This is a genomic window from Azoarcus indigens, assembly GCF_004361735.1.
Taxonomy (GTDB): domain Bacteria; phylum Pseudomonadota; class Gammaproteobacteria; order Burkholderiales; family Rhodocyclaceae; genus Azoarcus; species Azoarcus indigens.
In genome coordinates this window covers 1-15,864 of sequence record NZ_SNVV01000028.1, presented here as the reverse complement: position 1 = coordinate 15,864, position 15,864 = coordinate 1, and the positions used below count along the sequence as shown (strand labels likewise).

The window sequence follows — 15,864 nt, the reverse complement described above, 5'->3', positions numbered from 1 at the left end:
CCTAGGCCGTGGCAGAGGGCGTCAGGACGCTGGAGCCGGTACGCTGAAGCGCGACGGTGAAGGCGTCTGCCAGCGTGGACTTGGTTGTGACATTGGTGAGATCGACGCCCAGATGGACGATGGTCTGCGCGATCTGCGGACGGATGCCGCTGATGATGCAGTCAGCGCCCATCAGCCGGGCCGCGGCCACCGTCTTCAACAGATGCTGGGCCACCAGCGTATCCACCGTAGGCACGCCGGTGATGTCGATGATGGCAATACCGGCACCGGTTTCCACGATCTTCTGCAGCAGGCTTTCCATGACCACCTGGGTACGGGCGGAATCCAGTGTGCCGATGAGCGGCAGGGCCAGGATGCCCTCCCACAGTTGCACCACCGGAGTCGAGAGTTCCAGCAGTTCTTCCTGCTGACGGGCGATGATGGATTCCCGGCTGCGCTGGAACACTTCGGTGGTAAAGAGGCCGAGCGAATCCAGCAGCAGGTTTACATTCCAGCTGACCTCGGAGAGCGCTGCGGGATCGTCATCGAGTTCGGTACGCAGGCGCACATACAGGGGCTGCTTCAGCGAGAACACGAAGGTGGCAGTTTCCACCGGGGTGTAACCCTGGCGGGCGCGATGAGCGGACATTTCGGCCAGAAATGCGCGCACTGGCTCCCATTCAGGGCGGTTCGCATCCAGGATGTCGCTGCGTTGCAGCGCATCGGTGAACACATTGAGGAAGCTGCGGAACTGTTCCCGCATCTCGGCCTCCGTCGTCAGGCCGCGGCGCAGCGCAATGGAAAGATGCTGGTCCAGCCACTCCGTCAGTAAGGCATCGCGATGGCGCGAAAGGATTTCAATCAGGGCTGCGCCTTTCGGGGTATCCATATAGTCTCCAGAACAGACCTGCAACGCAGGTTGGACCACAACAGACAAACGGGCGGATGTGCAATGCACCTGGGTAGAGAAATGCCACCAGCGAAGGCCGGTGGCATCACCAATCTGCCTCTGAGGCAACAGGGCGGGGCAATGGTACACGGCGACTTCCTCGCGCGGGTACGAAAACATGGGGGGTCTTCGCATTTTGTATTTTTTACAAAACCTTTGTAAATCTTATACTTGCGACCTTCCCGCAGAACACGGGGCACGGCACCCGCCCTTTCGCCGTCCCCTCGCCCACTCATTAGGCGCCCGGGTTCACGCCCCCATGGCAGCCGCAAGAATGGCAAGGAAATTCCGATGAAAAAGCGGGCCACCATCCGGCTTTTGCCGGGCCCTCAGCAAGTTGCGGCCCCACGGCTTTTCCCTCCTCTCCTGCCCGCCGTATGACCAACCATCCGCCTTCTCCCAATGGACGAGAAAACCGAATTCTGGCGTGACCCCGCGCTGCCCCAGGTGGAAAGCCGGCGGGCCTGCCACAGCCGCGCCTGCTACCGCGCCCACAGCCACCCGAGTTTCTCCATAGGCGCGGTGGATGAAGGCCGCAGCCTCTTTACCGGTACCGCTGAAGGCCCGGTGGAGCTTCGCGCCGGCACGCTGGTGTTTGTGCCGCCCGGCCGGGTGCATGCCTGCAACCCGGTGGACGCGGCATGGAGCTACCAGATGCTGCACGTGGATGCCCGGTGGTGGCAGGCAGTACGCCAGGAGGCAGGCTCGCAGGAACTCCTCCCTCCCGGTGAGGAGCCGGTACGGCTGCGCACGTCTGCCGCCTCCTACACTCGCTTCTGTCAGCTGAACACCCTGCTCTTCTCCGACGCCGGCCCCCATGCCAAGGAAGCTGCACTGGTGGAGCTGATCGGTGACTACGTGCAGGAGCAGGACGACCGCGTCGTCGAGCCTGTATCAGGGGCGCCAGAGCGCAGGCGGCTGCAGCCGGTCTTCAGCGCCCTGAAGGAGGAAGCGGTGGATGCGCTGTCGCTGGGCGAACTGGCCGCGCTCGCCGGCATGAGCCGCTACCAGCTCATCCGCAGCTTCCGCGCAGCCAGCGGACTCACGCCGCACGCCTGGCAGTTGAACGAACGCATCAACCAGGCACGGGACCGCCTGCGCGCCGGCGACGCCCTGGCCGACATCGCCCACCGCCTCGGCTTTGCCGACCAGAGCCACTTCCAGCGCATGTTCAAGGCCCACACCGGCGTCACTCCCGGCAGCTACCGCGGTTGACGCCAGCCCTGCCGGCGTTCCCGGGCTGCAATTTCGTTCAATACAACGCGGCTGCCGGGCCCCAGACTTCGGCGCCCAGCCCACTCCTCGAAGCCGCAGCATGCAGCAGTTCCTCATCGTCGCCGCAGCCCATTTCCTGGCACTGCTCTCCCCTGGCCCCGACTTCTTCCTGATCGCCCGCAGCGCGCTCGCCGCCAGCTGGCGCATCGCCAGCGGCACCTGCCTCGGCATCGCCCTGGCGAATGGCGTATTCATCGTCGCCGCCTTTGCCGGCTTCGCCGTACTCCAGGCCGGCAGCCCACTCTTCCTCGGCCTGCAGTTCGTCGGGGCGCTGTACCTGCTCTACCTTGGCCAGCTATTCCTTCGCCATGCCGGCAAGCAGGTTCTGCCGCCCACTGCCGACGCGGCGCCGGCCGCGGGCAAGGGCAAACTCTCCAGCTGGCGCCAGGCCCTGGGCAGCGGCTTCCTGTGCGGCATCCTTAACCCGAAGAACGCGCTGTTCTATGCCAGCCTCGCTGCCATGCTGGCTGGCGGGCCGCACAACAGCCCGGCATGGAAGGCCGCATACGGCAGCTGGATGTTCAGCATCGTCTTGCTGTGGGACCTGCTGGTAGCAGGAGCGATAGGCAATCGCGCAGTGCTGCGGCACTTTGCAGAATCGCTGCCCTGGCTGGAGCGCACAACCGGCGCGGTCCTGATCCTGCTCGCTCTGGGCGTGATCGGCATGCTGGTGTTCTCTTGAACCGCTGCAGCCTGTTCAGCGGCGCAGTTCCACCACCGCGCGCGCCAAGGCCGCTACCGATAGCGGCGCACAGCCTTCGGATTTGTTGCTCAAGGTGACGAAGGCATTCTGCCCAGCGCCCACCGTTCCGGCGATCACCCTTGCAAGCGCACTGCGCGTAGCCAGATCTTCATCCACCAGCCTGTCATATGGCAGATAAAGGCGCCGTGCTTCCTCGTAACCGAAAGCGCCGTGCCGCGGATTGAAGTTCCAGCGGCACACCAGCGGGCCCGGCCACAAGGCCCGCAGGATGGGAAGCTGCTCGACGAGGGGCGGCATCTTCGCGTGCACGCCCATGCAGTAGGTCGCGCCGCCGTCCTTCAGCGCCCGGATGAAGCCTGGCGTCAACCACTGGGGGTCGCGTACCTCTACCGCCAGCACACCGTCCGGGGCATCCGGGCGCGGATCCGGAAGGGCCGCCAGCATCGAATGCAGACGCCCCACCAACGCCTCTGTCCGCGCCAGCCACTGCGCCGGCAGCGGACTGATCTGGAACACCAGTGCGCCCAGCTTGCTACCCAGCCCTGCCAGCGCCGGCTCGACGAAATCCCGCAAGGCGCAATCAGCGGAGAGAAAGTCGGGATTCGGCTGACGCCCCCGGCCGACGTCGTCCCGCAGCAAGGCATCGGTGACCCGGTTGGGCGCCTTGACGACGAAGCGGAAATCGTCCGGCACCTGTTCGGCCATCGCAGCGAACTGGGCCGCGCTCAAGGGCCGGTAGAAGGTCCGGTCCACACCCACTGTACGGAGCAAGGGATGGCGTGCGTAAGCCGCAAGCCCGTGCCGGGATAAGGTCTCACGAGGGTAATCCCGCCTCCATACCAGCCCGCTCCAGCCCGGGTAATGCCAGGACGAGGTACCGAAGCGCAACCGCGTCGGCAAGGAGGCGGCCAGCGCCCCGAGTGCGGGGTCGAAAGCCGCAGCCTCCACCAGTTCCAAGGGCTGCTCGGCATCGGCGGGAAAGAGCTGTTCTTGCATGGCTTGAGCAAGCTACTGGTGAGAGAACGGCTATCGCAAGCAAGCATGCCGCCCTTCCCGGGGCGACCTGAAAATGAGGATGCCGGCCAGATACACCTGGTCGGCATCCTTCCCTATCCTTGGCCACGTCACGGGGGCAGCAGCCGACCCTGGGCGATTACCACCACTCGATCATTCACAGCTCTCGCAAGCCCGCGTACTTTCGGGGATCTGTGATGATCGACGGAGCCAAGAGCTTTGTCTGGTGCGGAAGATGAAAGGATTTGAGGGGGCGACGGCTCCGGCAACTCCGTCGTCAATCGCGCTCCAGGATAGCGCAGACCAGCAAAGCGGTCTCCTCCAAGCCATCTCTTCGCCCCGTTGGCCTGCATCGCCACCCGTGCCATCCGCAGCAGGTCTTCCGCCGGCACATAGCCCCTCCACGGGGCTGCTGCCAGGCCAACACAGTGGCCAGGCATTCGACCCGTTCATCGGGCATTGCGATCATCATCGTCTGGTTGCTACTTGCCGACCGGGGATGAGATTGCGAAATTTTCCCCCAATGCTTTTCAAACAGGACATCATCTCATCTTCAATACAAGTCGTAACACTCACCATGCCCAGCGTTGCCATCACTGATATAGCGGTGCCCAAGGACGTCGACAGCGTTCCTCGCCCCGTCGTCGCCCTGAGCGCCACATCCGTAGCAAGGGACTGGGAGAACGCGAAGCATCAGCACCGCAAGGCACAGCTGATCTACTCCGTTCGCGGCATCCTCAACTGTGAAATTGAAGACGGCGTCTGGATCGTGCCGCCACAGTGCGCCGTATGGATACCTGGAGACTTGCCCCACGCGGCACGGGGGTCAGGTGAAACGGAATGCTATTGCCTATTCGTCGAGCCTGACGCCGCGCCGGATCTTCCGAAAACGTGCTGCACAATTTCGGTATCGCCACTGCTACGCGAACTGCTCCTCAAGGTCGCCAGCTTTCCTGCTTTGTACGCACTGGGAGGTCGGGAAGATCGACTGATTGCCGCATTGCTCGACGAGTTGGTGGAGGCTCCGGTGGAAGACCTGCATCTGCCCATGCCACGCGACCCGCGATTGCGCCGCCTCGTGGAAATGATGCTGGCCGACCCGACTGACAAGACCTCGAAGGGCGATTGGGCTATCCGAATCGGCATAAGCGAACGGAGCATGAGTCGGCTCCTGCTGCAAGAAATTGGCATGAACTTCGGACAGTGGCGCCGGCAACTGCATGTCATCCTCGCGCTACAACGCTTGACCAAAGGCGAAAGCGTGCAAACGGTGGCATTGGAACTGGGCTACGAAAATGCCAGTGGCTTCGTCACCATGTTCCGCAAGGCCGTAGGCAAGCCGCCTGCACGATACCTCTCTGAACGGGTGGCCGCCCGGGAGCCCACCTCGATACCGGGCATCATGCTTTCCGATCAGGGACTGATGTAGGAGGCTGTCGGGCTTTGGGAGGCCCCCGAGTCGCCCCGGCGCGAGCCGCATCCCAAAGCCCGACAGCTTCTTAGCCGACTGCTGCTGCACCGAGACGGCTTGAGTAGGGAGTTATTCCAGCCCCTTTTTTCCGGGTGCCCAATACGCTTTTGACTGGAAGCGGTTCGAGCCAATGCTCAATCGTTTGAGCAGTTGGCGCATGTGCTGGATCGAACTGGCCTTGCCCGACAGCACGACACTTGCATCCGGCTTCGCCTGCAACACGGCCTTCATCTTTTCTGCCAGCGCAAGCTGCTGCGCGTCGTTGTCGGCGCGTTCGTGGATGTTGGATTCACCAAGGCCAAGCCTCGCCAGTACCGCTTTCGATTCGGCCATCGAAGAGACTTCGAAGAACAGATGCGTTTTTTCCGGTGGCGTTGCATTGACCCGCGCCACAGCCAGACCGAACGAAGTCTCATCACCGAACAGCACCGCATCGGAAAAGCGGAGCCGGGTCAGGTCAATTGACTTGCGCGGGCCGAACACAATGCAGCCCTCCCCCGTGCGCAACGCGCGCGACCAGTTCGCGCCCGGCCCATCGCCATGCCTGTAGGCGAGGATGCGCGTGAGCCCATTTTCGGCGTCCCATTCCATCGGCGTGTAGGTGCGCTGCACCCAGCCGCCCAGTTGAATCTGGAGCTTGTCGCCGGGTGTCCACTGCACGTTCTTCAGCGCGTCACCGCCGAGGGTGATGAGACGGAAATTTCTGCCGATATCCTCGACGCTCAGCACGTTCGCGTTGCGCGTGAACAATTTGAGCACCGCCGATTCGAGCAGGCTGGCACGTTTCCTCATGGTGGTTTCGTTCATTGCACGAGTTCCAGGTATTTATTCAGGCGAGCGGGTTGGATCATTTGGTATAACGAATTGATGCCCTCCAGGTATGTGGTGTCGTTGATTAACTTCGCCAGCTGGCCCAAGGGAGTCGCAGGCATTGCACGATGGGCGAGACCGCCATTGCGCCAGCACCCCAGGCGTTACCGCGCACTGGCCTGCTCCCATCCTCCGCCCAGCGCCTTGAACACGCTGATTCGTGCGGAACCTACTCGCTGCTCAGCCGCAGCCAGCTGCGACTTCGCATCGATCAAGCTGGTCTGCGCCACGATCACATCGAGGTAGCTGATGGAACCGGCGCGGTAACGCTGCTCGGCCAGCTGGAAGGCGCTTTCGGCCCGGTCACGAGCTTCGATCAGCGCCTGACGTTGCTGCATGGCGGCACCGTAGGCACTCAAGGATTGCTCGGACTCCTTCAGCGCATTCAGCACTGCGCCATCGAAGGCGGCCAACGACGCAGCGGTTTGCGCCCTGGCCTGTGCGACACGGCTACGCGCGATCACCGTGTTGGGGAAGCTCCACGAGATCAGCGGCCCCATTGAGAACGACCAGGTGCGATTGCCCTTCAGATAGTCGTTGCGCAGGTAGTTCCCCGAAGCGCCCAAGGTGACGCGAGGATAGAGGTCGGCCACAGCCACCCCAATACGCGCGGTGTCGGCGGCCAGTTGGCGCTCAGCCTGACGCAAGTCCGGGCGGCGACGCAGCAGCGAGGTGCCGTCACCGATGGGCAGCGTACCTGCAATCTCCGGTGCCTTGGTGCAGGCGCGCGCGGAATCGGGCACTTGCGAAGGCGTCCGCCCCATCAGCGCGGCCAATTCGAACAACGCGGCATCCCGCTGAGCCTGCAACGGCGGCAAGGTGGCCTGTGCCTGGGCAAGCGTAACGCCAGCCCGCTCCACATCAAGATGCGACGCCGACCCCGCGTGTTCTTGGCGGCTGATCAGATCCACGCTGCGTTGAGCCAGTTCAACGGACGAGCGCGCGACGTCGATGGATTCGGCATAAGTGCAGGCGTCCACATAGGCCCTTGTCGTCTCGGCCACGACGACGACCTTCGCCGAATCATGGGCGGCGGCGACCGCATCGGCATCGTCGCTGGCAGCCTCGATGTCGCGCCTGACCCGGCCGAACAGGTCGACTTCGTAAGAGATGTCGAGCCCGCCGCTGTAGCTCCACTGCGTGGGTGCCCTGCCGGCACCCGCCCACGTGGTTTGGTCGCGACCATAGCCAGCACCCGCGGACAGGTTGGTCGAGGGGAACAAGCCACCACGCGCTTCGCTGTAGATGGCCCGTGCCCTGTCGAGGTTGGCCAGCGTCACGCGCAGATTGGTATTGGCCGACAGGGCTTCCTGCACCAGATCGTCGAGCGCAGGATCGTTGTACAGCTTCCACCAGTCCGGCGGCAGCGATACGGCGGGCTCCGTATCGGCCGGCCGGCTGACGAAGGCGCCTGCCGCGGCCTGCGGCGTGGCCGGAGGGTGATAGTCAGGGCCACTGGCGCAGCCTACGTTGACGAGAGTGGCGACGACCACCATCAAGGCCGCCCGGCCAGGGAGAAACGTAGGGGCACGCGAAGCAGTAGGCATGGCAAGGATCGGTTCAGAGCGTGACATGAGGTGCCTCCACGGTAGCGAGTTCACGCGCGCGGGGACTTTCCGCTGCGGCACGGTGATCCTTTGCGATGAAGCTATAGATGGTAGGCAGCACGAATAGCGTGAAGAAGGTGCCGACCATCATGCCCATCACCACCACGATGCCGATGGAGAAGCGGCTGGCCGAGCCCGCACCGTCTGCGAACAGCAAGGGCACCAGGCCCGCGACCATCGCCGCGGTCGTCATCAGCACCGGCCGCATGCGCACCGCCGCCGCCTTCTCGATCGCCTCGATGCGGCTCAGGTTTTCGTGGTGTTGGATATGGTTGGCGAAGGTGACCATCAGGATGCCGTGCTTGGAAATCAGCCCGATCAGCGTGACCAATCCGATCTGGGTGTAGATGTTGAGCGTCGCATAGCCCAGCCACAGCGGAACCAGCGCGCCGCAGACCGCCAGCGGCACCGTCACCAGGATCACCAGCGGATCACGCAGGCTTTCGAACTGCGCCGCCAGCACCAGGAAGATGACCACCAGAGCAAAGCAGAACGACACCAGCAGGCGATTGCCTTCCTGCACGAACTGGCGGCTGTCGCTGAGCCAGTCCACGCTGGTGCCGGGCGGCAGCGGCTGCGATTGCAGGAATGCGACCGCTTCGCCCATGGTCACGCCCGGCGCCGGCAGCATTTCCAGCGTGGCCGAGTTCATCTGGCCGAACTGGGTGAGCTGGTTGGCCTGCGGACGCATCTCGATGCGGGTCACGGTCGACAGCGGCACCAACGCGCCGGAGGCTGCCTTGACGTAGAAGCGCCCGAGGTCGTCCGGCGTCATACGTTCGTTGCCGCGCACCTGCGGGATGACGTCGTAAGAGCGGTCGTGGAAGTTGAAGCGATTGACGTAGTTTTCGCCAACCAGCACGGCCAAGGTATCGGCGATCGCCTGCATGGTCACGCCCATTTCGCTGGCCTTCGCATGGTCGATCGTGATGTGCGCCTGCGGGCTGTCGTAGGACAGGTTGTTCTGTACGTAGAGGAACAGGCCGCTGGCATAGGCCGCGGTCTTGATCTTCTCACCGGTCTCGTACAGCGTCTTGAAGTCGTCGGGCGAGCGCAGCACCATCTGCACCGGCAGGCCGCCGCTGGAGCCTGGCAGCGGGGGCAATTGCACGGCGGTCAGCGTCTCGCCGTCGATCGCGCCGCCGGCGGCCTGAATCTGGCCTTGGATTTCGGTGGCCGATCGCTTGCGTTGCGACCAATCTTTCAGAATGGCGCCACCGATCATCATGTTCTGACCGCCGGCGGCGTCGCCGATGTTCATGAAGCTGCTGTCGAACTCCGGGATCGACCCGAACAGCTTCTCGATCTGTTCGGCATAGCGGCCGGTGTAGCCCGCACCGGCATATTGCGGTGCCTTGGTGACGACGATGATGGCGCCCTGGTCTTCCGTCGGCGCCAGTTCATGACGTGTACCCATGAACAGCACCACGATGGCGGCCAGCACGACCGCGCCCACCAGCAGAACCGCGCCGCGAGCAGCCAGGGTGTGGGCCAGCATGCGTGCATAGAATGCCGTCAGCCCTTCCATGGTGTGTTCGACCCGCTTCGCCAGCCGTCCCTCGCTTTGCTTGGAACTGAGCAGCATCGAACTCATCACCGGCGAGAGCGTCAGCGCGACGACGCCGGAAACGATCACCGAGCCGGCCAGCGTGAAAGCAAACTCCTTGAACAGCGCGCCGGTCAGCCCGCCCATCATGCCGATGGGCGCGTAGACCGCCGCCAGCGTGATGGTCATCGCGATCACCGGCCCGACGATTTCGCGTGCGCCGAGCAAGGCCGCGCGCACGGGGGTCAATCCTTCCTCGATGTGGCGATGGATGTTCTCCACCACCACGATGGCATCGTCCACCACCAAGCCGATTGCCAGCACCATGGCCAGCAGTGTCAGCAGGTTGATCGAGAAGCCGCAGGCCAGCATCAGTGCGGCCGTGCCGACCAGAGACAGCGGGATGGTGACCACCGGGATGATGACCGCGCGGAAGGTGCCGAGGAACAGAAAGATCACCACGATCACGATGGCGATGGCCTCGATCAGCGTGTGCTTCACTTCTTCGATGGACGCATTGACGAAACGCGCCACGTCGTAGTTGGGGGCAACGGTCAGGCCCGCCGGCGCCATCGCACGGATCTTGGGCAGCAGTTCGTTGGCCTGCTTGACGATCTCCAGGGGATTGCCATCGGGCGTGGGTTGGAGGGCCACGAAGATCGCAGGGATGCCTGTCGCGAACGACAGGTTGTCGTAGTTCTGGCCGCCGACTTCCATCGTGGCGACATCCGACAGCCGCACCACGCCGCCGCTGGGGCTGGACTTGACGACCATCTGGCGAAAGTCCTCGACACCGCGCAGGTCCGTGGCCGCGCTGATGTTGGTGACGGTCAACGAACTCTTGAGCTGGCCCGGCGCGGCCTGCACGTTGTTGGCGCGCAGCACGGCCGAGATCTCGCCGGCCGACAACCCATGCGCCGCCAAGCGTACCGGATCGATCCAGATGCGCATGGCCAGTGCCTGGCCGCCATAGACGTCGGCCGAGGCCACGCCACGAATGCTGGTGAACAGCGGTTGTGCCACCCGGGACACGAAGTCCGTCACCTGCGGGATCGAAAGGGTCTTGCTGTAGAAGGCGATGTACTGCACCGCCGTGCCGCCTTCGGTGGACTTGCTGATGACCGGATCGGTGACACCTGCCGGCAACTGGTACTTGACCTGCTGCACCTTGGCGAGGACCTCCGTCATCGTCCGGTCGGCGTTGGCATTGAGCAGCAGACGCGCCTTGATCTCGCTCTTGCCCGGCTTGGTGGTCGAAATGAGGTATTCAATGCCGCTGGCCGTGGCGATGGACTGCGCGATCGGCGTGGTGACAAAGCCCTGCATCACCTCCTGGGTCGCACCTGGGAGCGAGGTGCTGACCGTGATGGTGGCGTTTTCCAGATAGGGATACTGCCGTACGGGCAGCAGGAACATCGCGCTGGCACCCATCAGCAGAATCAATAGGCTGACCACCAGCGCAAGGATGGGGCGGCGGATGAAGATGTCGGTGAAATGCATGGCGCCGTCCTCTACCGTGTACCAGCGGCGGAGGCGACCGCCGGAGCGGCAGGCGGCGCTGCGGCAGCCGCCGCTGCATTGATCTTCACCATCGCACCGGGCGGGAGCCGATTCTGGCCGGCCATCACCACGATGTCGCCGGCCTTCACGCCCTGGGTCACGACGACTTCTTCGCCGAGCCGACGACCGGTGACGACCGGCACGGCGACTGCCTTGCCAATTCCCTGCGCGTCAGCATCCTGCACGAGGATCGCGCTGTCACCGGAGGCGGATGTCTGGATCGCCGTCAGCGGCAACACGATGCTGTCGGTCGTAGCGGGCAACGCCAGCCAAGCGGTCGCGTACATCCCGGACTTGAGGAATCGGTCGGAATTGGGCAAGAGTGCCTGCACGACCACATTGCGAGTTTCGCCATCGATGCGGGGTTCGATGCTGCTGATCCTGCCGGTGAGCACCTTGTCTGGCGCGGCGTCCACGGTGACCCGCACCTGCATGCCCGGCGCGAGCTTGGGCAAGTCCTGCTGGGGTAGCGTGAAATTCACGTAGATCGGGTCGAGTTGCGTCAGCGTCGCGATCACATCGCCGGCGTTGAGGTACTGCCCCGGATTGATACGCCGGATGCCGATCTGACCAGAGAATGGCGCACGTATGCTCTTCTGCTGAATCCGTGCATCCAACTGTCGGACTGCTGCCGCGGCCTGGGCGGCTTCTGCCTTGCGTTGCTCGAGCAGTTCACGCGGCTCGGCGCCAGTGGGAGCCAGTTCCTGTGAGCGCCGTAATTGCAGCTGGGCGAAATCGGCCTTGGCCACAGCAGCAGCACGATCCGCTTGTTCAGGGGCGTCATAGAGCTGCACGAGCGCCACGCCCTCCTTCACGGACTGGCCAGCCTCGAAATGAATGGCCGTCACGCGACCCGACGTGTCGGGAGCCAACAGCACTTCGCGCACGGCTTGCAAGTTGCCAACGGCCTGCAACTCCTCGGTCACACTGCGAGGTTGCGCGCGAATCGTCGAAACCGGCAGCGGCGGCATAGCGTGGTATTCAGCGCCACTGCTGCGGGCGGTGCGCCATGCATAGAGCAGGCCGAAGACCACGACGAGGCCGACGACGCTTATGGCAATGGGTTTTACACGGAAGGTGGCGGTACTCATGCGCTCCTCTCGACGGCTGCCGGTGTTGAGGGGGTACTTGGCCGACTGCGCATGGTCGCCATACGAAGGCAAAGTGGGGACATAACAGGATTTCCTCGGTAAGAACAAAGTGCTTGTTCGGCCGGCCAGGCACGCTGGGCTGGGGCATGGCTAACCACGATCAAGCGCAGCGTACCCACGCAGAAAAATGCAGCATTGCAAAACTAGGTCAGAGTGTTTTTCATTACGGACATTTCGCTGAAAGCGCCGCGACTGGCCTAACTGAATAACAACCTGGCCTGATTTCGCCATCAGTCCTCATGTCCCTATTGTTAAATACGGCATCTAAATGCGAATGAGTATTGTTGATGTCTGTCCTCACATCTGCTGGGAAATCTCGCGGGCCAATCGATATGCATACAGGGCCCGCCGCCGTCCATCTCCATCTGGATGGGCAGTACAAGGGCGCCATCGCGAGCGCGCCCCGTACCGTGCTGGGCTCGGCCGTTGCGGCCGCGGTTCTCATCAGCGCGCAGGGTGCATTCGCCGCCCAGCCCGCGCCGATCCAAAACAAGGCGGAGGGGCCGTCTCAAGAGTCGATAGCCTTGCCGGCCATCACCGTAACGGGCCGCATGGATACGGCGACCACCGAAGGTACTGGCTCCTACACCACGGGCGAGACGGCGGCTGCCACGCGCCTGCCGCTGTCGCTGAAGGAAACACCACAGGCGGTGACGGTGATCACGCGCCAGCGCATGGACGACCAGCAGTTGAATTCGGTTCAGAGCGTGCTGGAAAACACCACGGGCGTCGCGTCGTACCAGTCCGACAGCGAACGAACGAGTTTCTATTCGCGCGGTTTCCTGATCAACAACGTTCAGTACGATGGCATCCCCACCGTCGTCGGCAACATTGTCAATGGGAGCGGCATCGGTTCCATCGATACCGCGTTCTATGATCGTGTCGAGGTCGTGCGCGGCGGGTCCGGCTTGCTGACCGGGACCGGCAACCCGTCAGCCGCCATCAATTTGGTGCGCAAGCGAGCGACCCGTGACTTCTCGGCTGCCGCCTCGCTTGGTGCTGGGAGTTGGGACACCTACCGGGGCATGGGCGACATCTCGACGCCGTTGACCGAGGACGGCCGCATCCGCGCGCGCCTCGTAGGGACGTACCAGGATGGGCACTCGTACCTCGATGGCTACAAACCGGAGAGGAAGTCGTTCTACGGCATCATCGAGGCAGATTTGACCCCGGACACGACGGTGAGCCTGGGCTATGACTACCAGGACATCACGCCCAAGGGCTCGACCTGGGGCGGTTTGCCGCTCTGGTTCAGCGACGGCACGCAGGCGGAGTATTCGCGCTCCAAGAACTATGCGCAGGACTGGAGCTATTGGGACAATACCCTCAAGACCGCGTTTGCCGAGATCGAACACCGCTTCGACAACGGCTGGAAGGTCCGGGGCGTCTTTAACCAGTACCGCACCGAATTTGATGCCGAACTGCTCGGCGTGGTCGGCCGTCCCGATCGGATCACGGGACTGGGCACTTATCCCCACGGGGCTTATCCGGTAGCACTAGCGTCCCAAGGGCACAGCCGTCAAAACACCTTCGACGTGATGGCAAGCGGCCCCTTCGAATGGCTGGGCCGCCAACATGAGCTGGTGGTGGGGGCAACGCGTTCGCGCCGCACAGCCAGCCAGCAGGATATCGCGCCGTTCTATGCCGGCTTTCTCCCGGTTAATGTCTACGACCTACGCCCAGCCTATCCCCGCCCTGACTTCGGCGCCATGGCGTGGATACCGACCCGCACCCGAATCAAGCAGAGCGGTGTCTACAGCGCAGCCCGGTTTTCGCTGGCCGACCCTCTGAAACTCATTGTCGGCGGCCGCTTCAGCAGCTACGAGATCGACGACGCCGTCGGCAGTTCGTCGTTGCACTACAAGAAGAGCAGCGAGTTCACCCCGTATGCTGGCTTGATTTACGACATCGACACGACCTATTCGGCCTATGTGAGCTACACGGGGATATTCAATCCGCAAACCGACTATCGGGACAGCAACGGCAACGTACTCACGCCGGCCAAGGGGAAAACCAAGGAAATCGGCCTTAAAGGCGAGTATCTCGACAAGCGTCTGAACGCGTCGGTCGCCGTGTTCGAAACTGAGCTGGACAACGCCGCGCAGATCGTCGCCGGCACCTATACGCCGGGCGGCGCCCAAGCCTACAAAGGCGCCGACGGGACGAAGTCGCGCGGCATCGAGCTGGACTTGCAGGGCGAACTGGCGCGTGGCTGGAACATCTATGCAGGTATCGCCCACTTCAGGGCGAAAGATGGCGATGGCATCCGCCTGAACTCGCAAATCCCGCGCACCACCGCTCAGCTTTTCACCACCTACCAGTTGCCCGGGGATTGGAGCAAATTGACGCTAGGCGGAGGCGTCAAATGGCAAAGCCGCTTCTACCAAGCGCCCAATACTGGCACCAGTTCGTTGGGCGGGGAACAAGGTTCTTATGCGCTGGTATCACTGATGGGGCGCTACTCCATCACCAAGCAGACCAACGTAGCCGTCAACGTCAACAACGTTTTTGACAAGAAGTACGCGCTACAGAAGGGCGATTTCGACACCGTGGGTTATGGCGCACCACGCAATGTGATGGCGACGCTGAGCTATGGGTATTGATTTGCTCTCGGGCGAACGCTTCAACAGTTGGAAATCCCGGCCATATGGCCATTGATCATGGAGAAAGCTCCCATGCCCCTTCAGCCCCCCCTACGCCCCGCACAAGACCTGGCCATGAACAACCCCAACAAGGTCGCCTTGTTCTGGTTGACGACAGCCGCTGGTGTCGTGCTTTTCGTCACCTTCCAGTTGTTCTTTTACGTAAACGACTTCGTGAGAGCGCAAGGAGCGACACCGGCGATTACGTTTGATCCCGACGTACTGTGGATGTTTTCCGCGTTCTATGGCTGCTGGATCGTCACGGTGCTTTTCGCGCTGATCGGAACCCGTAAGGCCGAGTGGGTTGCGCTGATCCTCGGCAGCCTGCTTGTCGTCCTGAATACCCTCGGGGGAATCGCCGACGGGCTGCGCGACGGTTGGCACATTGCCTTCTCAGCAGTCTTCTTCATTACATTGCCCAGCGTGCTCGCTATTGCAACGACCTGGCGTCGCATCAAAAGCAAAGGAAACGGCCATGTCGATGAATAGCTCTGACTTCCCTTTGGTCTGGATGAATCTCACGCAGGAACCCGGGCATGATCCCCAGAAGGACTTCGACGAATTCGAGGCCAACTTGCGGCGCGGCGAACCCTTCGTAATCTTGAACGACACCGCACCACCTGCAGAAGAACACGAGCACTCGCCGGAAGAGAAGAAACGCCTCGCGCTCTGGATGAAAAAGCACAAGGCGGAGTTGCGAAAGCTGGTCCTGGCAATGATTCAGATCGAACCCAACCAGGCAAAACGCATGGGTTACAAGGCATTTGCAGTCCTTTTTGCCAAGTTCTGGGGCTACCCTCTACTTCTTGCCAATTCGCGTGAGCAAGCGATAGAGATGGCAAGAGAACTGCTCTCGAAGGACGGGAACCCGTCCCGTTGACGCCCTACGCTGGCGTCTGATCCTCCCATGAAACTCTGCCGCCGCGAACTGTCGCGGCGAGCTGCTGCCAGCATCACAGCTTTTGCCACCATTCATCATTCCATGAAAAAAAGCTGGGCTGTTGTCAAGCGACACGAGGATTTAACCCCCTGACGACATCTGGAATTGACCCCCTGGGTTAATCAACTCTCCGCGGTGATCGGGGTGGGGGCCGCGG

13 protein-coding genes are annotated in these 15,864 nt (G+C 62.7%); 7 read left to right on the top strand and 6 right to left on the bottom strand.

Annotated elements, in window-relative coordinates:
* Position 1 precedes the first annotated feature (1 nt).
* Positions 2 to 868 carry an STAS domain-containing protein gene (locus tag C7389_RS21840; RefSeq protein ID WP_133594783.1) on the bottom strand — a complete coding sequence of 289 codons (867 nt, stop codon included), beginning with the start codon at positions 866 to 868 and terminating at the stop codon, positions 2 to 4.
* A gap of 462 nt (positions 869 to 1,330) precedes the next feature.
* On the opposite strand from C7389_RS21840, the gene C7389_RS21835 reads away from it, so the two are divergent.
* Both C7389_RS21835 and C7389_RS21830 read left to right on the top strand, forming a co-directional pair.
* The gene (locus tag C7389_RS21835) at positions 1,331 to 2,143 is read left to right on the top strand and encodes an AraC family transcriptional regulator (protein WP_133594782.1); all 813 of its coding nucleotides are present in this window, start codon (positions 1,331 to 1,333) and stop codon (positions 2,141 to 2,143) included.
* A gap of 100 nt (positions 2,144 to 2,243) precedes the next feature.
* Positions 2,244 to 2,885: a LysE family translocator gene (locus C7389_RS21830; protein WP_133594781.1), complete on the top strand. Its 642-nt coding sequence runs from the start codon at positions 2,244 to 2,246 to the stop codon at positions 2,883 to 2,885.
* A 15-nt stretch (positions 2,886 to 2,900) separates the two neighbouring features.
* On the opposite strand, the gene C7389_RS21825 is transcribed toward C7389_RS21830, so the two are convergent.
* Complete coding sequence (locus C7389_RS21825) at positions 2,901 to 3,854, bottom strand: DUF72 domain-containing protein (RefSeq protein WP_246034927.1); 954 nt, start codon at positions 3,852 to 3,854, stop codon at positions 2,901 to 2,903.
* Positions 3,855 to 4,443: 589 nt separating this feature from the next.
* Here C7389_RS21825 and C7389_RS21820 point away from each other — a divergent pair.
* Positions 4,444 to 5,349, top strand: coding sequence for an AraC family transcriptional regulator (locus C7389_RS21820; RefSeq protein ID WP_211168401.1), 906 nt, complete (start codon positions 4,444 to 4,446; stop codon positions 5,347 to 5,349).
* Positions 5,350 to 5,460: 111 nt separating this feature from the next.
* Here C7389_RS21820 and C7389_RS21815 read toward each other — a convergent pair whose 3' ends face one another.
* From C7389_RS21815 to C7389_RS21800, 4 genes are all read right to left on the bottom strand, one after another.
* Positions 5,461 to 6,198, bottom strand: coding sequence for a siderophore-interacting protein (locus C7389_RS21815; RefSeq protein WP_211168400.1), 738 nt, complete (start codon positions 6,196 to 6,198; stop codon positions 5,461 to 5,463).
* Positions 6,199 to 6,365: 167 nt separating this feature from the next.
* Positions 6,366 to 7,757, bottom strand: coding sequence for an efflux transporter outer membrane subunit (locus C7389_RS21810; protein WP_133594779.1), 1,392 nt, complete (start codon positions 7,755 to 7,757; stop codon positions 6,366 to 6,368).
* A gap of 64 nt (positions 7,758 to 7,821) precedes the next feature.
* Entirely contained in the window at positions 7,822 to 10,914 is a 3,093-nt protein-coding gene (locus C7389_RS21805) for an efflux RND transporter permease subunit (RefSeq protein WP_133594778.1), read from the bottom strand.
* An 11-nt stretch (positions 10,915 to 10,925) separates the two neighbouring features.
* Positions 10,926 to 12,065, bottom strand: coding sequence for an efflux RND transporter periplasmic adaptor subunit (locus C7389_RS21800; protein WP_133594777.1), 1,140 nt, complete (start codon positions 12,063 to 12,065; stop codon positions 10,926 to 10,928).
* A 347-nt stretch (positions 12,066 to 12,412) separates the two neighbouring features.
* On the opposite strand from C7389_RS21800, the gene C7389_RS21795 reads away from it, so the two are divergent.
* The 4 genes from C7389_RS21795 to C7389_RS25755 all read left to right on the top strand — a co-directional run bounded on the left by C7389_RS21795 (position 12,413) and on the right by C7389_RS25755 (position 15,800).
* A complete protein-coding gene (locus C7389_RS21795; protein WP_133594776.1) occupies positions 12,413 to 14,728 on the top strand; it encodes a TonB-dependent siderophore receptor in 2,316 nt (771 codons plus the stop codon).
* Between the two features lie 114 nt (positions 14,729 to 14,842).
* Positions 14,843 to 15,256 (top strand): hypothetical protein, encoded by a 414-nt coding sequence (locus C7389_RS21790; RefSeq protein WP_211168399.1) that lies wholly within the window; start codon positions 14,843 to 14,845, stop codon positions 15,254 to 15,256.
* Complete coding sequence (locus tag C7389_RS21785; RefSeq protein ID WP_133594774.1) at positions 15,243 to 15,647, top strand: hypothetical protein; 405 nt, start codon at positions 15,243 to 15,245, stop codon at positions 15,645 to 15,647. Before C7389_RS21790 ends, C7389_RS21785 begins: the two co-directional genes overlap by 14 nt.
* A gap of 27 nt (positions 15,648 to 15,674) precedes the next feature.
* A complete protein-coding gene (locus C7389_RS25755; RefSeq protein ID WP_281275406.1) occupies positions 15,675 to 15,800 on the top strand; it encodes a hypothetical protein in 126 nt (41 codons plus the stop codon).
* The last annotated feature ends 64 nt before the right edge of the window (positions 15,801 to 15,864 follow it).